At 44.3% G+C, this 19,479-nt stretch carries 16 protein-coding genes and 1 tRNA gene; 3 read left to right on the top strand and 14 right to left on the bottom strand.

Going from position 1 to position 19,479, the window contains the following annotated elements; genetic code table 11:
• Nucleotides 1–639: 639 nt before the first annotated feature.
• Genes WHS63_RS04155 through WHS63_RS04145 form a run of 3 tightly spaced genes read right to left on the bottom strand, consistent with a single transcriptional unit; the run spans nt 640 to nt 3,976 of the window.
• On the bottom strand, nt 640–828 hold the full coding sequence (locus tag WHS63_RS04155) for a hypothetical protein (protein WP_445204022.1): 189 nt from the start codon (nt 826–828) through the stop codon (nt 640–642).
• A 51-nt stretch (nt 829–879) separates the two neighbouring features.
• Complete coding sequence (gene glpK / locus WHS63_RS04150; RefSeq protein ID WP_445204021.1) at nt 880–2,370, bottom strand: glycerol kinase GlpK; 1,491 nt, start codon at nt 2,368–2,370, stop codon at nt 880–882.
• A gap of 40 nt (nt 2,371–2,410) precedes the next feature.
• Nucleotides 2,411–3,976 carry an FAD-dependent oxidoreductase gene (locus WHS63_RS04145; protein WP_445204020.1) on the bottom strand — a complete coding sequence of 522 codons (1,566 nt, stop codon included), beginning with the start codon at nt 3,974–3,976 and terminating at the stop codon, nt 2,411–2,413.
• 148 nt (nt 3,977–4,124) lie between these two features.
• On the opposite strand from WHS63_RS04145, the gene WHS63_RS04140 reads away from it, so the two are divergent.
• Nucleotides 4,125–4,892 (top strand): DeoR/GlpR family DNA-binding transcription regulator, encoded by a 768-nt coding sequence (locus tag WHS63_RS04140; RefSeq protein WP_445204019.1) that lies wholly within the window; start codon nt 4,125–4,127, stop codon nt 4,890–4,892.
• Between the two features lie 7 nt (nt 4,893–4,899).
• On the opposite strand, the gene WHS63_RS04135 is transcribed toward WHS63_RS04140, so the two are convergent.
• The 10 genes from WHS63_RS04135 to WHS63_RS04090 form a co-directional block, all read right to left on the bottom strand.
• Nucleotides 4,900–5,550, bottom strand: coding sequence for a phosphatidylserine decarboxylase family protein (locus WHS63_RS04135; protein WP_445204018.1), 651 nt, complete (start codon nt 5,548–5,550; stop codon nt 4,900–4,902).
• Between the two features lie 14 nt (nt 5,551–5,564).
• Complete coding sequence (locus WHS63_RS04130) at nt 5,565–6,392, bottom strand: phosphatidate cytidylyltransferase (protein WP_445204017.1); 828 nt, start codon at nt 6,390–6,392, stop codon at nt 5,565–5,567.
• Entirely contained in the window at nt 6,389–6,592 is a 204-nt protein-coding gene (locus tag WHS63_RS04125; RefSeq protein WP_445204016.1) for a putative signal transducing protein, read from the bottom strand. The genes WHS63_RS04130 and WHS63_RS04125 overlap by 4 nt, the downstream gene beginning before the upstream one ends.
• Nucleotides 6,593–6,595: 3 nt before the next feature.
• Nucleotides 6,596–8,617: an ATP-dependent zinc metalloprotease FtsH gene (ftsH, locus tag WHS63_RS04120; protein WP_445204015.1), complete on the bottom strand. Its 2,022-nt coding sequence runs from the start codon at nt 8,615–8,617 to the stop codon at nt 6,596–6,598.
• Nucleotides 8,618–8,648: 31 nt separating this feature from the next.
• Entirely contained in the window at nt 8,649–9,029 is a 381-nt protein-coding gene (rsfS, locus tag WHS63_RS04115) for a ribosome silencing factor (RefSeq protein WP_369488716.1), read from the bottom strand.
• 147 nt (nt 9,030–9,176) lie between these two features.
• Nucleotides 9,177–9,249 (bottom strand) — tRNA-Gly (locus WHS63_RS04110).
• A gap of 53 nt (nt 9,250–9,302) precedes the next feature.
• Nucleotides 9,303–10,199 (bottom strand): universal stress protein, encoded by an 897-nt coding sequence (locus WHS63_RS04105; RefSeq protein WP_445204014.1) that lies wholly within the window; start codon nt 10,197–10,199, stop codon nt 9,303–9,305.
• Between the two features lie 2 nt (nt 10,200–10,201).
• Nucleotides 10,202–10,945 carry a succinate dehydrogenase/fumarate reductase iron-sulfur subunit gene (locus WHS63_RS04100; protein ID WP_445204013.1) on the bottom strand — a complete coding sequence of 248 codons (744 nt, stop codon included), beginning with the start codon at nt 10,943–10,945 and terminating at the stop codon, nt 10,202–10,204.
• A gap of 30 nt (nt 10,946–10,975) precedes the next feature.
• Entirely contained in the window at nt 10,976–12,895 is a 1,920-nt protein-coding gene (locus WHS63_RS04095; protein WP_445204012.1) for a fumarate reductase/succinate dehydrogenase flavoprotein subunit, read from the bottom strand.
• 30 nt (nt 12,896–12,925) lie between these two features.
• Nucleotides 12,926–13,597, bottom strand: a complete 672-nt coding sequence (locus tag WHS63_RS04090) for a succinate dehydrogenase cytochrome b subunit (protein ID WP_445204011.1) — start codon at nt 13,595–13,597, stop codon at nt 12,926–12,928.
• A gap of 773 nt (nt 13,598–14,370) precedes the next feature.
• Here WHS63_RS04090 and priA point away from each other — a divergent pair.
• Complete coding sequence (gene priA / locus WHS63_RS04085) at nt 14,371–16,836, top strand: replication restart helicase PriA (RefSeq protein WP_445204010.1); 2,466 nt, start codon at nt 14,371–14,373, stop codon at nt 16,834–16,836.
• A gap of 3 nt (nt 16,837–16,839) precedes the next feature.
• Here priA and hydF read toward each other — a convergent pair whose 3' ends face one another.
• Nucleotides 16,840–18,069: a [FeFe] hydrogenase H-cluster maturation GTPase HydF gene (gene hydF, locus WHS63_RS04080; RefSeq protein ID WP_445204009.1), complete on the bottom strand. Its 1,230-nt coding sequence runs from the start codon at nt 18,067–18,069 to the stop codon at nt 16,840–16,842.
• Between the two features lie 120 nt (nt 18,070–18,189).
• Here hydF and WHS63_RS04075 point away from each other — a divergent pair, with 120 nt between their 5' ends.
• Nucleotides 18,190–19,125, top strand: coding sequence for a DUF4412 domain-containing protein (locus tag WHS63_RS04075; RefSeq protein ID WP_445204008.1), 936 nt, complete (start codon nt 18,190–18,192; stop codon nt 19,123–19,125).
• The last annotated feature ends 354 nt before the right edge of the window (nt 19,126–19,479 follow it).

Here is a 19,479-nt window from a genome sequence, read left to right as displayed (position 1 = left end):
ATTATTAATTACTAACACGTTACAGTCTTGCTTTTAATAAACTTTATCGAGCGGATGGAACACCCATAGTTTGACTTCGTCGAGCTCGCAAACAACGCTCGGTTGTTCATCTGTGTTTGTGCAAGCTGACTTACATGGGTGTTTCACCGCGTCAAAGTTTTTACAATAGTATGAAAAAATTTTGGTAAGTATATTGTTTTGAATCATTTATCAAAGGTACAATGAATTAACAAATTCAACCGGGCTAGTAAAAACGGGAAGGCGGAAACTTTTTTGAGGAATGAGTCGGAATGAATCGGAATGAGTCGGAATGAATCGGAATGAATCGGAATGAGTCGGAATGAATCGGAATGAGTCGGAATGAGTCGGAATGAGTCGGAATGAATCGGAATATGATAGGGTTAGAGGAAGTTTAGTTCGTTAAACGTGAATCGTGAATCGTTAAACGAGCGGCTGTGACCCGTACTGAAAAATGTCTACACTAATTTATGCGTATGGACAAAAGTAATTACGTGACAAAACGCTACAGCGAGGGCTTCAAGCTGAAAATTTAAACCCAAGTTCCATGGAAATCGTTCAATTTCGCTTGGCTAACAACAAACCTCATTATTACTTTAATAATGCGTCACGAGTCATTATTCACAGTTTTTTTCTATCACCGATTAAAACACCTATTGCAATCCCAAATGCCATTCCGCTTCCTATTCCAATTGATAACCAAAGTGCGATGTCGTTCAGCAACACTCCTGCAGTAATCCCAACTATTGCTCCTAAGGCAAGACCAATTGAAAGCCCAATTGCCATTTTGTTATTCTTCTTGTTGTCCATTTTTATTGATTTAATTGCAAGTATAACATAATCTGGGGATTATATATTGGTTTACCTATGCCACGATTTTGCTCTTTCAACAGCATCGGCCCATTTATCCTTCATTTTTTGTAGGGTTTCGGCTGGCATACCGGGAGTGAAAGTTTTATCGAGTTGCCAAAGGTTGGCAATCTCCTCAATATTTTTCCAGTAACCCGTGGCTAACCCTGCCAGGTAAGCTGCACCCATAGCGGTTGTCTCTATTGTTTTAGGCCGTACAACGTTGATGCCAAGCACATCGGATTGGAACTGCATGAGCAGATTATTAGCTGAAGCACCGCCATCAACTCGCAATTCCGTAAGGTTTATGCCGGTATCCTTAGCCATAACATCAAGCACATCCATGGTTTGAAAGGCGATGCTTTCCAGTGCAGCTCTGGCAATGTGTGCACGTGTTGTTCCGCGAGAGATACCAATCATCAACCCGCGTGCATACTGATCCCAGTGCGGTGCACCCATTCCGGTAAAGCTTGGTACAAGGTATAAATCGCCGTTGTCGGGTACCTGGCGGGCCAACTCCTCCACCTCAGCGCTGCTTTTGATGATACCTAAACCATCGCGTAGCCATTGCACTACGGCTCCGCCAATAAAAATGCTACCTTCAAGGGCATAGTAGGTGTCGCCATTTACTTGCCAGGCAATAGTGGTTACCAGATTATTTTTTGAGAGAAAAGGTTTTTTCCCGGTGTTCATGAGTATAAAGCAACCGGTTCCGTAGGTGTTTTTAACCATGCCCTGGCTGGCACACATTTGTCCAAAAAGGGCTGCCTGCTGGTCGCCGGCTATGCCTGCAATAGGTACTTTTGTTGCAAAAAATGTAGTATTGGTATGATCGTAAACCTCGCTCGACGAAGCCACGCGAGGCAAAATGCTCTCAGGGATTTGTAAAAGTTCGAGCAGCTCTTTGTCCCATGTTAGGGTGTTAATGTTGAAAAGCATGGTTCGGCTGGCGTTGGAAACGTCAGTTACGTGGGTTCTTCCGCGGGTTAACTTCCACACCAACCAGGTGTCCACTGTACCAAAGGCTAACTCGCCCCGGTTTGCCTTTTCGCGTGCGCCGGGAACATTATCGAGTATCCACTTAACCTTTGTTCCGCTAAAGTAGGCATCAATCACCAGTCCGGTTTTTTGTCGTATCGTGTCAGTGAATCCCTTTGCCCTAAGCTCATCGCAAAGCGATGAAGTTCTGCGATCCTGCCAAACAATGGCGTTATAGATGGGTTCACCGGTATTCCTGTCCCAAACAATAGTGGTTTCGCGTTGGTTTGTAATACCTATGCCATGCAGATTTTGACCGTTAATCCCAATTTTCGACATGGCTTCGGCTGCAACCGCCACCTGCGATGACCAAATCTCGTTGGGGTCGTGCTCAACCCAGCCCGGTTTAGGGAAAATCTGCTGAAATTCCTTTTGGGCCATGGAACGAATGTTCCCCTTTTGGTCAAAAATCAGGGCGCGGGAACTGGTTGTGCCCTGATCGAGTGCCATTATAAACTTTTCCATAGGTTTAGGTAGATTTTAGGTTTTGTTAGGGTTTCACAAATTAGCTAAGAATGTAGTTCTGTGCAATAGCTAAGTAATTTTCCACCTGTTCGCGTTCCCAGTTTTTATCATGGTTCAATTCCCTTGCCATTATAGCTGCTACCGCAGGTGCAATGCGCATACTCTCGCGAGCATCCAGGAGCAGGCATCGGGTACGACGCGCCAAAAAGTCTTCCACATTACGGGCCATTTCATGGCGAACTGCCCACGCCACTTGGGCTTTAATAATGCCAAGACTCTGGCTTAAGGTTTCGCCAAGTTCAGGCTCTACCTTTGCCAGTTCAAGGATCTTTTCCTTGTCGGTTCCATACACATAGAGCGGGTCGCTATGGTTAACATTGTTTGAGTAACCATGAATTTTCAGGTTCCGGGTTCTTGATTTACTTTTCTCCCAGCCCTTAACCGCTTCAACCTTATTTACCATATCCTCAGCCATCCTGCGGAAGGTTGTCCACTTGCCTCCCACCATGGTAAAGAGCTCGGACTGGGTTACAATGATTTTATGGCTCCGGGATATTTCTTTGGTTTTCTTTGAATCGCCTTTAGGTGCTGCAAGCGGCCGTAATCCCGCAAATACGCTAAGCACATCGCTTCGTTTGGGTGCTTTGGTTAGGTATCGGCCGGCAGTGTTCAGAATAAATTCTATTTCCTCCTCAAGCGCAACAGGTTCAAGCGATGCGTTAGGTATGGGGGTATCGGTAGTACCAACCACTATGCGGTTGTGCCACGGAACAGCAAATAGTACCCGTCCATCGTCGGTTTTGGGTATCATCATGGCATGGTTGCCGGGTAAAAAGCTTTTATCGAGCACAACATGAACACCCTGACTTGGCGAAATGGTTTTTGCCTGGCCGGGGATGTCCATTTGCAGTACGTCGTCAGCAAAAACGCCGGTTGCGTTTATTATTGCTTTTCCATGGAAAGTGTAGCTCCTGCCCGTTTCCAAATCCTCAGCCACAACCCCGTCGACAGTACCATTGGTGTTTTTGGTGAGTTTAACCACGTTCATGTAGTTAAGCACCAAGGCACCATGTTCGGTTGCTGTTTGAAGGACATTTATGGCCAGGCGCGAATCGTCGAATTGGCCATCGTGGTAAACCACACCGGCAGTAATCTTTTTAGGTTCGATGGTTGGAATGTACTCCAGCGCTCTTTTCTTTGAAACCCTGAGCGAACGCCCAAGGCTGTAGCGGCCAGCCAGTAAATCGTAAAACGTTAGGCCAACAGTGTACATCAGCTCATCGAACCAGCCAAAGGTTGGAATCACAAAGCTTTGATTTTTTACTAAGTGGGGGGCATTTTTTAGCAACCTACCTCGCTCGATACAGGCCTCGCGCACCAAAGCAATATCGCCTTGAGCCAAATACCGCACCCCGCCATGTACCAGCTTGGTACTTTTACTTGAGGTTGATTTTGTAAAATCATGTTTTTCCAGTAGCAGCGTTCTATAGCCACGGGTTGCTGCTTCAAGAGCAATTCCTACACCTGTTGCACCACCCCCAATAATTACAAAGTCAAATCCCTGATCATTTGACACGGCTTGGCTGAGCATCTGTTCTCTATTCATATCGTAAGAATTAGTAATACAACGAAATATTTTTGGTAAAAATAACAAATAAAACGAAACAAAACGAAATTAAATGAAATTATTTTTAGGTATCTACTTAAGACATCGGATTTAAAAAATCACTATGTTTGAGATAAAATTGGTAGGTATGACATTGAGCATAGCGGAACGGCATAGAAAAATTCTTGAAATACTCAAGGAGACAGGCTATGTATCGGTAGTTGAGCTTAGCGAGCAACTGGGAGTTTCAGCGGTTACCATTCGAAAGGATCTGAAACTTCTTGAAAGTAGGAATCTGCTATTCCGCTCGCATGGGAGCGCATCGGTAAGTAACCCGTACATAGCCGATAGGCATGTAATAGAGAAAGAGCAGCTATATGTTGAGGAGAAGCAGCGCATATCGCGCTATGCGGCCAGTTTAATTTCCGATGGGGAGAGTATTATTCTTGCCTCTGGGAGTACCATCAATGAGTTTTCACGCCAAATAGGCGAACGACGTAACATTACTGTCATATGTGCCTCGCTGGTTGCCGCCCGTGAGCTTGCCGTAAGGGGAGTGGCTGAGGTATTACAGCTAGGAGGACTGGTAAGACATACCGCCACATCGGTTGTTGGCCCCTTTGCCGAAAAGATGCTCGAGGGTTTCCGATGCAGCAAGCTCTTTATGGGAGTTGATGGTATTGACCCCGAATTTGGTCTAACCACAACCAATGCCCTTGAGGCCTCGCTGAACAGGCAAATGATAGCTAGCGCCGAAAAGGTAATTGTTTTGGCCGATAGCTCAAAATTCGGCCGTAGGGGTTTTAGTCGGATATGTCAGCTCGACCAGGTTGACCTGATAATTACCGATAAAGGGGTTAACGAGCTGTTTGTTAAACAGCTTGAGGAAAAAGGTGTAGAGGTTGTGTTGGTGTAAGTACTGGCTAAACGGTAGCAATAACCGTAAGGTTTCCGGTCACCTTTTGACCAATGGCTACTTTAATGTCGGCGTTAAGCGGGAGGAATACATCAACCCGTGAGCCAAACTTGATAAAACCTAGCTCAGAGCACTGGTTTACAGGTTTCCCCACCTCGGCGTAGCAAACAATCCTTCGGGCTACTGCGCCAGCAATCTGGCGGAGTAATACTTTAACACCATCGGGGCGCTCAACCACAACCGTGGTTCGCTCGTTGTGCGACGACGATTTTGGGTGCCATGCAACAAGGTAATCGCCGGGGTGATACTTGTAGTACTTAATAACGCCACTTACTGGGAACCAGTTGATATGGACATTCCAAACCGACATGAATATTGAAACCTGTATGCATCGGGTTTTAAGGTACTCGTTCTCTTCTACCTCCTCAATTGTAACAACTGTGCCATCGGCAGGCGATAAAACCGCATTCTGGCGGTTTTCAATTTGCCTTGAAGGTACTCTGAAAAATCGGGTTAAGAAAGCCATTAGCAGCACCGATGCTACCGTTGCAACAATTGAAATTGCTTTTGGCAGGATTAACCAGGAAACGGCGCATAGTACCACCAGGACTGCCAGTGTTACAAAAAGAATTGAGTATCCCTCCTTGTGAACCTTCATATCTACTAAAAAATTTAAATAATCATCATTACTTCAAGGTAAACATAAACCATGGGGAGTACCATTAACAATGCGTCAAAACGGTCGAGTAGCCCCCCGTGTCCCGGAAGAAATTTCCCGGAATCCTTAACCCCTATACTGCGTTTGAACATCGATTCCACTAAATCGCCCAGTACCGCCATAAAGGTTGTAATTAGTCCTATTGCAAGCCAGTGTTTAAGGCTTACCTCATCGAAAAACATTGCAATAACCCATGCTACCAGTAGCGTGGTGGCTATACCCCCAACAAAACCTTCCCAGCTCTTTTTGGGCGATATGCGGGGAATCATTTTATGCTTACCCATACTCACACCAACAACGTATGCTCCGGTATCGTTTGCCCAAACCAGAAAGAGTATTCCTAGTAATATGTTCGGGTTGTAATCCATGCTATACGAGGAGCCATTGATGGTAATGAAGTTCATTAACGAAAACGGTAAGGCAATGTAGAAAATACCAAGCAGGGTAAATGCTATGTTCTGCATTGGTTTTTGCTGATGCCTGTAAAGTTCAACAACAAAAATTGAAACGAGCAAAGGTACAAAACCGTAAAGCGTTAGCTGCTCAATCCGGCCTGAGCTGTAGAAGTACGACCAAATAAAGAAGGCCATCCCAATGAATACTCCAAGTAGCGATTGTGGCCTTAACTTGGCTTTAAGTCCTAAATGGTAGAACTCAAGCATGGTGGCAGTGGTAATGGCTAAAAAAAGAATGAAAAAGGTTATGTGGCCAATGTAAATTGCCCCAACCAGTACGATTACAAAAAGTAATCCGCTAATGGTACGTTTTAAAAACTCGCTCAACCCTGTATATCTTTTAAAAGTTCTTTAGCCCTTTCAGCGTTTTCAGTCTCTGTATACACTGCAACTTCGCCAAAAAGATAGCTGGAATCTTTACGGTTAACCACAACAGCAGGAATCTGGTTTTCCTCGAGGATTTGTTTAGCCATTTCGGCCTGCCATGTATGCGAGGTGGAAAACACCTCCTGCCAGTTTTGGTCCATGGTTTATTCGGTTTGGTTTTCTTTGCTTTCTAAATCTTGCTTGTGAGCCTCCTCGTCAAGCTCTTTTACCAGTTCTTGCTCACGGCTTAGGGTTTTCCGTGGGCCAAATATCTTTTCCAAATCCTCGCTGAAGATAACTTCACGTTCAAGTAGTAGCTCGGCAAGCTGAACATGACCTTCGTGATTCTCGGTAAGTATCTGCTTAGCCCTTTCGTAGGCCTTATCGATTATTTCTTTAACTTCCTCGTCAATTTGTTCAGCGGTTTTCTCGCTGTAGGGTTTGGAAAATGTGAATTCAACCTGGCCGGTGGAATCGTAGTAGCTTATATTTCGAAGATTCTTGCCCATTCCAAAGTAAGCAACCATGGCGTAGGCCTGTTTGGTTACCCTTTCCAGGTCGCTCAGAGCGCCAGTTGATATCTTATTGAAGTTTATCTCCTCAGCTGCCCTACCTCCAAGGGTTGAGCACATCTCGTCGAATAGCTGCTCGGTTGTGGTAATCTGTCGTTCCTCGGGTAAATACCATGCCGCGCCTAACGACCTGCCACGGGGTATGATTGATACCTTGAGCAAAGGATTAGCATGCTCAAGCAGCCAGCTAACGGTGGCGTGTCCAGCCTCATGGTAGGCAATGGTGCGACGCTCCTCCTTTGATATAATCTTATTCTTCTTTTCAAGCCCTCCAATGATACGGTCGATGGCATCAAGGAAATCTTGCTTCTCAACATACTTTTTATTCTTACGCGCGGCAATAAGAGCAGCTTCGTTGCACACATTGGCTATATCGGCACCAGAAAATCCCGGGGTTTGCTTTGCCAGGAAGCTGATATCGAGATTCTCCTCAAGCTTAAGAGGGCGAAGGTGAACCTTAAAGATATCGAGACGTTCCTTGAGGTCGGGCAGTTCAACATGAATTTGCCTGTCGAAACGACCAGCACGCAAAAGAGCACGGTCTAAAATATCGGCGCGGTTGGTTGCTGCCAGAATGATTACACCCTGGTTGGAGGCAAATCCATCCATCTCGGTGAGAAGTTGGTTAAGGGTGTTCTCACGCTCATCGTTACCGGAGAAGCTCGGGTTTTTACCGCGAGCTCGGCCAATGGCATCAATCTCGTCGATAAATACAATGCATGGAGCCTTTTCCTTGGCCTGACGGAACAGGTCGCGAACGCGCGATGCTCCCACGCCTACAAACATCTCCACAAACTCAGAACCGGACATGCTAAAGAAGGGAACGTTGGCCTCGCCGGCAACAGCCTTGGCAAGTAGTGTTTTACCAGTTCCCGGAGGGCCTACCAGTAAAGCACCCTTGGGAATTTTACCACCCAGCTCAGTGTACTTCTTGGGGTTTTTGAGGAAATCAACTATTTCCATTACCTCAATTTTGGCTTCCTCAAGCCCTGCCACGTCCTTAAAGTCAACCCTTGGGCGTGTTTCCTTATCAAACAGCTGTGCCTTTGACTTACCTACCGAGAAAATATTCCCGCCTCCTGGTCCGCCTCCACCGCCTCTGGAAATTCTGCGGAAAATGTAGATCCAAATGGCTGCAAGTATTACGAACGGAAGTACCCATGAGAGTATATCGGCCCAATAGTTTGGCCGGTCAACGTATTCCGGGTATATTTTTTGACTTTCCTCTATATTGGTTTGTGCCTCGGCAAGCTGCCGCTCAAAGGTTTCAATGGAACCAATGGTAAAGTAAAAGTGAGGCCCTGCCTTTGGAACAGCGCCAAACCCCTGTCCTAGTCGATCCTTGTACTTCTCTAGCTTATCTTCCTTAAGGTAAACCTCTACCTTGCCAGCGTTCCTTACCACCAATAGCTTGCTTATTTCCTGCTTTTCCAGCATTTGGTTTTTTACCTCCTGCCATGTGGTTAGCTGAGCTGTTTTGCCAGAGTAAAAATACTGGATCAGGAAAAATCCAAGAATTATAATGATGTAAACCCAGTAAACGTTGAATCGTGGCATTTTGGGTTTGCCGTTTTCATCGTTCATCATAGGGTTGCTATTGTTGTTCTCAGCCATATAAGACTATTTCTATTATTACGTATTATTGTTAAACTTCTTCGTACTGTATAGCTTTAGCATCGGCCCAAAGTGCTTCAACACGGTAGTAGTTGCGCCATTCGGTTTGGAATACATGCACTACTATATCGATGTAGTCTAGTACAATCCATATTGCATTTTGGTAACCATCGGAGCGGTAAACCTTTTCGCCCAGCTTCTCTAACACTTTATCTTCAATATTGTTTGCAATGGCATCTACCTGTGTGGTGGAGTCGGCATTACAGAAAACAAAGTACTTGCATACGGCATTCGGCAAAGCTCCAATCTCAAGCGATACAACGTTTTTCCCCTTTTTTTCTTGAATAGCATCAACTATACACGTAAGTAAATCCTCGGTGTTTGATGTTTTCTTTACTCTTTTTACTGCCATTTAATCCGTTTTTACTAAACTGCAAAATTAATCAAAAAAATGAACATCAACCCGTTTAATTGTTTTACATAAACAGGTTTAAGCTCATGGTTGTAGCTAAATAAAGCTATATAAAAAAACGTAAAGGGGTTAACCCCTTTACGTTTGAGCGGGAAACGGGACTCGAACCCGCGACCCTCAGCTTGGGAAGCTGATGTTCTACCAGCTGAACTACTCCCGCCTGTTTGCACTGCAAATTTATAACATATTTAGGCAAATTGGTGAGCCAACACCCTAAAAAATATTTAAGGGATCAATAATTGACGACAGTAAATCCCTGGTTGTTTGTGTTGATGATGCATTGTTAAGGCTGATAACCGGGACCTTGGCCTCATTGATAATGTGGTGAGCAAATGCGCCCACGTAGTTATCAAAGCCCACGTTTTCCTTGTGCGTCATAATTATAATGGAGTCGCACTTAATTTCATCGGCGTAATCAAGTATTTCCTGATATGCAAAATCTTCATCCTTGCGAATCAATTTTTTAGTATGGGGTATGTGATTTTCAGCATAAACAGCCGCATACTTTTCAATCTTTTCATTTATTCGGCTTTTTTCAGGGTCGATATCCCCAAAAATTACCGATACGATGTTTAGTTTAGAGTCGAATTTTAGAGCAAGGGCAACAGAGTTAAATAGTTTTACACGGCAATTTTTAGTCAGATCCAGGGGAACAAGCATATTCTTAAAGATTGTTTCAGGAACGGTTTTTACGGTTATTACAGGCTTGGTAGCCTTCATTATCACGTTCTCCAGGGTTGATCCAATTCTTTTTCCTTCCTGGGCAAATGGGTAATTATCGACCATAAGGATAAAGCGGACGTTTTCCTGCTCAGCGTATTCCACAATTTTATGGTGTCGTTTTCCGGTTAGCACCATCAGCTTTGAGTCCTCAGGTAATCCAAACTGGCGCGATATGTTAAGCAGTTTATTAAAGGCCTCATTGATAAGCCGTTCCTCTTTAACCTCATCGAGCCACCAATCCTTTAAATCAAGAACATGAAGTAAATGGATTTGTGATTTTGTAATTGGGGCTAATTTCTGAGCGAATTCAATGGCCTTTTCGTAGTAGTCCCCAAAATCAACCGGAACAAGCAGTATGTCGGGCGATTTATCTTTTTTAGTTGGCATTTTTAGTCCTTAAGTTTAGCTGTGATATATTCGCGATTTAGCTTTGCAATTGTGCTAATGGAAATACCCTTTGGGCATTCAGCCTCGCAAGCACGTGTATTAGTGCAACTGCCAAAACCTAGTTCATCCATTTTGGCTACCATACGCTTAACCCGCTCGGGTGCTTCAACCCGCCCTTGTGGAAATTGTGCGAGGTGGGTGATTTTGGCAGCCACAAAGAGCATTGCGGATGCGTTTTTACAAGCAGCCACGCATGCCCCACAACCTATGCACGATGCCGTGTCGAAGGCAACATCGGCATTGTGTTTGGGTACAGGAATAGCATTGGCATCCTGTGCGGCACCTGCGTTCACGCTAATGTAACCTCCAGCTTGTATAATCTTATCAAAGGCTGAGCGGTCAACCACTAGGTCTTTCACAACAGGGAAAGCTGCTGCACGCCAGGGCTCAATGGTAATGGTTTCGCCATCCTTAAAGCGGCGCATACGCAGTTCACAGGTGGTGGTTCGGTGGTCGTTTCCATGGGGTCGACCATTTATGTAGATGCCGCAGGAACCGCAAATCCCCTCGCGGCAGTCGTGATCGAACGCCACCGGGCTTTTTCCCTCCCTAACCAGTCGCTGGTTCAGCGAGTCGAGCATTTCAAGGAACGACATATCGGGGGCAACATTATCGAGCTCATAAACCTCGAATTTTCCTTTACTAAGGGAATCTTTCTGTCGCCATATCTTGAGTTTCACCTTCATAGCCTTTAGTATTATATGGTTGATGAGATGCTATTTATAGCTGCGCTCTTGAAGCTTAACGTATTCAAATTTAAGCTCTTCCTTATGGAGTATTGGCTCCTTGCCATCGCCGGTAAACTCCCAGGCTGCAACGTATGAGTAGTTCTCGTCGTCGCGTTTGGCCTCTCCTGTTTCAGTTTGGCTTTCCTCCCGGAAATGTGCCCCGCAACTTTCCTTACGGTTAAGTGCATCGTAAACCATAAGTTTACCGAGTTCAAGAAAGTCGGCTACGCGATTTGCCTTTTCCAGTTCCTGGTTCAGCTCGCTGGCAGTATCGGGAACCTTAAGGTTTTTCCAAAACTCATCCTTTAGCTCATCGAGCAATGTAAGTGCCTTTTTAAGCCCTTCCTCGTTGCGAACCATCCCGCAGTAATCCCACATGATCTTTCCAAGCCGCTTGTGGAAGCTGGTAGCCGTTTCGGTTCCGTTAATTGCCATTAACCTTTCAATCCGTTCCTTAACCTCTTTTTCGGCTGCATCGAACTCAGGGGTATTGGTGGGAATTTTGGGAGTTTTTATCTCGTCGGCTAAGTAATCGGCAATGGTGTAGGGTAGTATAAAGTAACCATCGCCCGAGGTTTGCATGAGTGAGCTGGCACCTAAGCGGTTTGCCCCATGATCGCTAAAGTTGGCTTCGCCAATGGCGTATAGGCCAGGGATGGTAGTCATCAGGTTATAGTCAACCCATAGCCCTCCCATGGTGTAGTGGCCAGCAGGGTAAATGCGCATGGGTACCTCGTAAGGCGATTCTCCTGTAATTTTCTCGTACATTTCAAATAGGTTGCCATAGTTTTCCTCAATGTACTTACGGCCCTTTTTCTGAATGGCATCGCGGAAGTCGAGGTAAACCGATAGGCCTGTTGGGCCAACCCCGTAACCGGCATCGCAGCGTTCCTTGGCGGCACGTGAGGCCACATCGCGCGGAACAAGGTTCCCAAAAGCAGGGTAACGACGCTCCAGGTAGTAGTCCCGTTCGTCCTCTGGTATCTCGTTGGGTTTGCGGGGGTCACCCTTTGTTTTTGGCACCCACACCCGGCCGTCGTTTCTTAACGATTCCGACATGAGGGTAAGCTTGCACTGGTGGTCGTTTAGCACCGGAATGCTGGTTGGGTGAATTTGCACAAAACTTGGATTGGCAAACAATGCGCCACGTTTATGGGCACGCCATGCGGCTGAGCCATTTGAGTTTAGCGCGAGTGTTGAGAGGTAATAGATTGTGCCGTAACCTCCAGTGGCTAAGACTACTGCATGAGCCGAGTGGCGCTCAATCTCGCCGGTTATTAAGTTGCGAACTATAATCCCTCGTGCTTTTCCGTCAATTACAACAAGATCCATCATTTCCCTGCGGGGGTACATAGTAACAGTTCCTTTATCAATTTGGCGCGAGAGGGCGGAGTAGGCGCCAATAAGGCACTGTTGGCCGGTTTGTCCCTTAGCGTAAAAGGTTCTTGAAACCTGAACGCCCCCAAACGAACGGTTTTCAATTAATCCACCATAGTCACGGGCAAAAGGTACTCCCAGTGCGGTGTAGTGGTCAATTACAAGGTTACTTACCTCAGCAGCACGGTAAACATTTGCTTCACGGGCTCTGAAATCGCCACCCTTAATCATATCGTAGAATAGCCTGTAAACGCTATCGTTGTCGTTCTTATAGTTTTTAGCAGCGTTTATTCCGCCTTGTGCTGCAACGGAGTGAGCCCTTCGGGGGCTATCCTGGTAGCAAAACACTTTTACGTTGTACCCCAGTTCGCCAAGTGTTGATGCTGCCGATGAACCTGCAAGGCCTGTTCCTACCACAATAATGTCGAGTTTTCGTCGGTTGGCTGGGTTTACCAGTCGGAGTTTCGCTTTATGATTAGTCCATTTTTCGGCCAATGGGCCTTCAGGTATTTTGGCGTTTAGCTTACTCATAGCTGTCGATATTTATAATCGGATTAAAATCTACTTAAACAGTAAAAAATAGATTGGGATGATGCTAAATCCCGTTCCAATAATAATGGCGTAAACATAGGCTAACACCTCAAGGCGTTTTAGCCATTTTGTACCATTCCATCCAAGGGTTTGGAATGCAGCCCAAAAACCATGGCTCAGGTGTAATCCAAGAAAAATTGCACCAATCACGTAAAGCAAATCGTACCACCAGTAGCTTATGAAAAGACCCGAAACCAATGCGTATGCGTTGGGCATAGTGTCGCTCCCGTAAGTAATGGTTTCAACGGTTCCAAACTTTAGCTTCCAAAAGAAATTTGCTAGGTGTATGATTAAGAAAATGAAAATGGTAGTACCCAGAATGAACATATTTTTCGACGACCAGGTTGAAAGACCATTAGAAGTAGTTTTTGAGTAACCTATTGGCCTTGTTCTTTGATTTTTAATGGTAAGGTAGGTTGCATAGATAATGTGAAACACAAAGCCGATTGCCAGCAAGGGCTCAATTACCTTAATGGCAGGGTTGCTGGCCATGAAATGAGCTGCTCGGTTAAAAACCTCACCATCGCCCACCAGTAGCAGCATGTTTACAGTTAAATGAACTAGCAGGAATACCATTAGAAACAATCCGGTTATGCTCATTACCAGCTTTTTCCCAATCGATGAGTTAAACATTTCAATCATAGTTTATCGGTTTAATTGGCAGTACAAGTTATTAAATTTTGCTTTTCATCTAAAGCATATGAACTAATTTAACATTCTAAATAATTTTTCAACACGCATTTTGTGTACCGACTAACACATAAAACCTTGATAATGAATAAAAATAAAGGGTTTCTCTTACCGAGAAACCCTGTAATATTCAATATTTCAAAGGATTGACAAATCCTTTGTGGGCAATACAAGATAGGATAGCCTAGTTGTTAACTACTGTACTACGGTAAATTTTACTGTAGGCTGGGCAAGTTTTTTTGGAGCATGAACTTGCTAATACTGCTACAAATGCAAGTAGCAATAATCCAGTTACGATTCTTCTAGTTTTCATAGGCCAAAATTTTATACAAATATACTTTACTTTACCACACTTGCGTAGGCCGGACATGGAATATTATTATGGCATGAACTTAAACCTACGGATATAATAACACTAACAACTATTAGGACTAAAAGTTTACCTTTAAGTTTAAACAAATCCTTCATCGCTTCTAAAAATTCAATTAATCTACCCTGTTTATAAACTTCCGCAAGGAATAATTTTTTCGCAAGTTAGTAAAATTATTTTGACAAAACGAAGATAATTGATGATTTGCATTACCATTTCATTGATAAAAACACAAAATGTTGTAAGCAAGTTTTTTGCTGTTTCAGTTAGCTCCATAAAGATATTAACAGTTAGGCTTAAGCCTTAGCATGAACAACTATTTTATATAACTTTCCAGAGTGAAAAAGCTGTTATAATGACAAGCCAACTTTATGCTGATGTTATTTTGCCTTTAGCTCTTCAGGCAACATACACCTACTCCGTACCCTTTGAGATGGAAAAAATGATTCAACCTGGGGTCCGGGTTGTTGTATCGTTTGGCCAACGCAGGCTTTACTCAGCTCTGGTTTACAGGGTACACTCTGAAAAACCCCAGGTACAACAGGTAAAGGATATTTTACAGGTTATTGATACTACGCCTATTGTGCTTCCTAGCCAGTATAAGTTATGGGAATGGCTTGCTGAGTACTACATGTGCTCGCTTGGCGAGGTAATGAAAGCTGCGCTACCATCGGGATTAAAAATGGAGAGCGATACCTACATTGCTTCTGGCGAATTTGATGAAATTGACCTCTCCGATGAGGAGATGACCCTTATCCATCTGCTAGGGCAAAAGCGTAAGCTTACCATCCAGCAGCTTACCCAAAAGTCGGGTCTCAAACATCCTATGAGCGTTATAAAATCGATGTTGGAGCGCAAATTGCTTTTCATAACTGAGGATATAGAGTCCGATTATCGCCCTAAAACCGAAAATTATATTGCTTTGGCACCGGAATACTCCGATGAGAAAAAGCTCTGTGAGCTTATTGATTCACTTAAACGTGCACCAGCACAGCAAAGGCTAATACTTGCTATTGCCTCACAGGCAACTACTCCAAACGATTTATCTACTGCAAGGGTTCTCAGGAAAACCCTGCTGGAAAAGGTTGATGTGTCGGCATCCGTTTTAAAGTCGTTAATTGACAAAGGATATATAGTCCAGGATGAGGTTGAAACCTCAAGGATTGATAATGCTAATAGCGATCCTACTACTCGTAACCCCCTTGCCCTGGAAGATTTTCAGATTAACGCCCTCAACGAATTACAAAACCAATTTAGCTCACACGATATTGTGCTGCTGCACGGAGTTACCTCAAGCGGAAAAACTGAGCTCTACATTCATCTTATTAACCAAGCATTGCAAAATGGGAAACAGGTGCTTTACCTGTTACCCGAAATCGCATTGACCACACAAATAATTAATCGTCTGCGCAAAGTTTTTGGGAATAGGGTTGGTGTTTACCATTCCAAGTTCTCAGACTCTCAGCGCGTTGAGGTTTACCTGAAAATGCTAAGCGAGGAGCCTTTCGATGTAATTCTCGGCGTTCGATCTTCAATTTTTTTGCCTTTTTCAAATTTAGGGTTAGTAATTGTTGATGAGGAGCATGAAAATACATTCAAGCAGTACAACCCTGCACCCCGATACCACGCTCGTGATACTGCTATTGTCCTAGCCAAACAGGTTGGGGCTAAGGTTTTACTTGGTACCGCAACACCGGCAGTAGAGACTTACTTTAACGCTAAATCCGGTAAGTTTGGATTAGTAAAGATGCTGGAGCGCTTTAGTGGTTTGGAATTACCACGTACTATTGTGGTTGATACCCGCGACGCTCGTAAGCGAAAGCGAATGAAGTCGCACTTTTCCGATACTCTCCTGAGTGCCATCGAGAACGCTCTTTCCCAAAAGGAGCAGGTAATACTTTTCCAGAACAGGCGAGGGTATGCTCCTTTTATTGAGTGTGCCGATTGCGGTTGGGTGCCCCACTGTGAGCATTGCGATGTTACGCTTACCTACCACAAGTATACCAATCAGTTAACATGTCATTACTGCGGCTTTGGTATGGAGCAGATGGGTTCATGCCTTGCATGCGGGAGTACAAACCTGCAGCCTAAGGGTTTTGGAACCGAAAAGGTTGAGGATGAACTTTCGGTATTCTTCCCCGATGCCGTTATTGAGCGTATCGATTTGGATTCTACCCGTTCCCGCTCATCGTATGAGCGAATTATTTCGGGCTTTGAGCAAGGTAAAATTGATATTCTGGTTGGCACCCAAATGGTTTCCAAGGGGCTCGATTTTGACCGGGTTAGTCTTGTAGGCATTCTAAATGCCGATAATATGCTTAATTTCCCCGATTTCAGAGCATTTGAGCGGAGTTTTCAGCTGATTACTCAGGTTAGCGGTAGGGCTGGGCGAAAGGGGAAGCAGGGTTTAGTTATTATTCAAACAGCGCAGCCCGATCATCCCGTTATTAAAAGCGTTACAGGTAACAACTTTTTTACTTTCTGGGAATGGCAGCTAGCAGAGCGTAACCGATTCCACTATCCGCCTTTTTACCGCCTTGTTCGGATTACCCTCAAACATAAGGATAAGCATCACTTGGAAGATACCGCTGAGAATCTGGCAAAAACCCTAAGGCATTCGCTGGGTGAGAATGTACTGGGGCCTGAGCCTCCAATAATTTCGAGAGTACAAGGGCTATATATACTCGAGATTCTTGTAAAGATTAAGCGTGAGCAGCCCTTGCAGCGAATCAAGGAGTTTATTAGGTATAGTATTACGATGTTAAAGCAAAAAAGGGAAACCAGCACGGTGGTTATCGCCATTGATGTTGACCCATACTAAAGCCTAGAGGTAATCGGCTTTCGATTCCTTGTTTGCTGTAAAAGGTGCAATGGCACGCTGGTAAATACCCTGAACATAGGCAATAGCCATTCCGTAGTTGGTAACAGGTATGCCTGCCTCTATGGCCGGACGCAAGCGGTTAATAAGTTGCTTGCGGGTAATCATACAGCCACCACACTGAATAACAAGTGAGTATTCCTTAATATCGCGGGGTAGGGCATCGAGGCCTGCAACCACATCGTACTCGAGCTGCTTCCCGGTAAAGTTCGATATCCACCTTGGAATCTTAACTCTACCAATATCGTCGCATGAAACATGGTGGTTGCAGCTTTCAAGCAGAAGCACCCTATCGCCATCCTTTAGCTCCGATATTTTTGGAGTGCCCTTAAGGTAGTTTTCAAAATCGCCCTTCAGGCGGGCTAAAAGTATGCTAAAGCTGGTTAGCGGAATGTCGCGGGGGATTGATGCATCGGCTTTAACAAAAATTTGGCTGTCGGTAATGGCTAATGCAGGTTTAACCTGTGTTTTACGTAGGAAGGCATCAACCTCACGTTCCTTAAGAACAACTGCCACGGCATCGTTGTCTAGAACATCGCGTATGGCCTGAACCTGCGGGAGTATCAACCTGCCTGCGGGAGCTTCAACATCAATTGGGGTGATAAGTAAAACAATATCACCGTACGATATAAGGTCGCCAAGCAGCGTGGGTGTCCTATACGACGATTCGGGAATGGCTTTCTTGATTAGGCTAATAAGTTCGTCGGGTTGGGTTTGGGATTTGCAGCTGATATCAATAAATCCCGAATGCCTCTTGCCACTCAGCTTTTCCTTAAAAATACTGGAAGCAGGCTCAATGTCGCTCTTGTTATGAACCACTAGGTATGGTGTATCGGTTTTGATAAACTCGTTTACCAGCATCTCCTCATAATCGCCCCAAGTATTTGAGGTAACCACCAACAGGGCAAGGTCAATATGGTTAATGGATTGTAGGGTTTTTTCAACCCTTTTCTGTCCAAGCTCACCCACATCGTCAATTCCGGCAGTATCAACCAGTATTACAGGTCCAAATCCGGTAATCTCAAACGACTTTTTTACTGGGTCGGTTGTTGTACCTGCAAAGTCCGATACTATGGCAACATTTTGCCCGGCAAGCAGGTTAATTAACGAGCTCTTGCCGTTGTTTCTGCGGCCATAAATACCAATATGAGGCTTTGTTTCTTTCCCTTTCTGCATAAATCATGTTGTTACTTCGCAAAAGTATTGAAATATTTTCCAAAAAATAACCTGACAGTCAGCACAATGTTCAAATCATTTGGTTAACTTGCATTACTTTAAACATATAAACTTAAAAAAATGGTACGTAAAACATTTGCATTTTCCTTGATTATTGCCCTAATGGGCGTAACCATGGTAACCGAGGCTCAAGTAGGCGGTTTCCTAAAGGATAAAGCCCAAAAAGCCGTAGCTAAAAGTTTGAAACGTGGCGAGGATGAAAAAAAGGTTGAAGAACAACAGCAGGAGGAGCAGCCTGAAAAACAGGAAAAGAAGCAGCCAAGCGCTGCCGATAGGTATATGCAGCAAAAGATGATGGGGCTAATGGGTTTCAAAAATGTGAAGTTTGATCCGGCCTACAATTTTACTTCAAGCATGAAGATGGATATTGAGTCGGTCGATTCCGCATCAACAGAGGTTAACAAGGGTGCATACGCCTTTTATTTCGATAAGAACTCGCAAAACTTTGCCATGGAGTTTGAGGCATTGAATCGCGAAACGGGGAAGAAGGAAAAATCATTGATGATTTTTGACTACAAGAACAAGGCAATGCTCATTCTAAGCGATAAGGATGGTGAGAAAAGCGGTATAGCCATGAACTTTGAACCCGACTCAGTCCAACAGGAAAAGGGGAAGGATGAGCTCGCCGAGCCAGTTCCTCAAGAAGATTTATCGGCCTATAATATGTACTATAAGGCCACAGGACGCACAAAAAATATTCTGGGCTATAAATGTAAGGAATACGTTTATGAAAACCCCGAAGGCAAGGTAGAGCTTTGGGCTACGAACGATATAAAGTATAACTACTCCGAGGCTTTTGGACACATGAATGGTTTCCAGTACCTGGCTACTGGAGGGACAGCTTACCTATTGGGCACAGTGCTTGAAATGCATTTCAAGGATGCAAACTCTAATGCCCGTGCCGATTTCTGGATAAAGGAGTTTAATCCAAATATATCTAGAACACTAAGTGTTGCCGATTACCAGGTTGTTGGCTTAGGGGGCGATAAGAAGTAGGTAGACACATCAACCTGAGTTACCTGGGTTAGCATATTCAACAGGGCAAATTTCTAGAGGAATGAGGCGGAATGAGCCGGAGTAACAGAATATGATGAAGTTAGAGGAAGTTATAGTCCGTTAAACGTGAACCGTTAAACGTGATCCGTTAATTGCGTGACTTTAGGGTGGAATGAATCGGAATATAATGGAGTTTGAGGGAAGTTACTAAGGGCTAAACAATTTAGTATTTTGGTGTTTTTAATAGTATGTTCACATTTTAATTTTGTTCATTATTCTCAAGGATTATTATGAAAATCAAAGAGGCTGGGTATAAAAACCAGCCTCTTTCCTTTTAAAACCAAATAGGTTTTT

It is taken from the genome of Tenuifilum sp. (genome assembly GCF_037481895.1).
GTDB lineage: Bacteria > Bacteroidota > Bacteroidia > Bacteroidales > Tenuifilaceae > Tenuifilum > Tenuifilum osseticum.
The sequence above is the reverse complement of the archived record's forward strand: the minus strand, read 5'-3'. Positions and strand labels throughout refer to the sequence as shown.

Bases quoted from the DNA above. Each gene is read 5' to 3' on its own strand.
- WHS63_RS04155 (WP_445204022.1), bottom strand. From the start codon at position 828: ATGGACAACAAGAAGAATAACAAAATGGCAATTGGGCTTTCAATTGGT.
- glpK (WP_445204021.1), bottom strand. From the start codon at position 2,370: ATGGAAAAGTTTATAATGGCACTCGATCAGGGCACAACCAGTTCCCGC.
- WHS63_RS04145 (WP_445204020.1), bottom strand. From the start codon at position 3,976: ATGAATAGAGAACAGATGCTCAGCCAAGCCGTGTCAAATGATCAGGGA.
- WHS63_RS04140 (WP_445204019.1), top strand. From the start codon at position 4,125: ATGACATTGAGCATAGCGGAACGGCATAGAAAAATTCTTGAAATACTC.
- WHS63_RS04135 (WP_445204018.1), bottom strand. From the start codon at position 5,550: ATGAAGGTTCACAAGGAGGGATACTCAATTCTTTTTGTAACACTGGCA.
- WHS63_RS04125 (WP_445204016.1), bottom strand. From the start codon at position 6,592: ATGGACCAAAACTGGCAGGAGGTGTTTTCCACCTCGCATACATGGCAG.
- ftsH (WP_445204015.1), bottom strand. From the start codon at position 8,617: ATGGCTGAGAACAACAATAGCAACCCTATGATGAACGATGAAAACGGC.
- rsfS (WP_369488716.1), bottom strand. From the start codon at position 9,029: ATGGCAGTAAAAAGAGTAAAGAAAACATCAAACACCGAGGATTTACTT.
- WHS63_RS04105 (WP_445204014.1), bottom strand. From the start codon at position 10,199: ATGCCAACTAAAAAAGATAAATCGCCCGACATACTGCTTGTTCCGGTT.
- WHS63_RS04100 (WP_445204013.1), bottom strand. From the start codon at position 10,945: ATGAAGGTGAAACTCAAGATATGGCGACAGAAAGATTCCCTTAGTAAA.
- WHS63_RS04095 (WP_445204012.1), bottom strand. From the start codon at position 12,895: ATGAGTAAGCTAAACGCCAAAATACCTGAAGGCCCATTGGCCGAAAAA.
- WHS63_RS04090 (WP_445204011.1), bottom strand. From the start codon at position 13,597: ATGATTGAAATGTTTAACTCATCGATTGGGAAAAAGCTGGTAATGAGC.
- priA (WP_445204010.1), top strand. From the start codon at position 14,371: ATGACAAGCCAACTTTATGCTGATGTTATTTTGCCTTTAGCTCTTCAG.
- hydF (WP_445204009.1), bottom strand. From the start codon at position 18,069: ATGCAGAAAGGGAAAGAAACAAAGCCTCATATTGGTATTTATGGCCGC.
- WHS63_RS04075 (WP_445204008.1), top strand. From the start codon at position 18,190: ATGGTACGTAAAACATTTGCATTTTCCTTGATTATTGCCCTAATGGGC.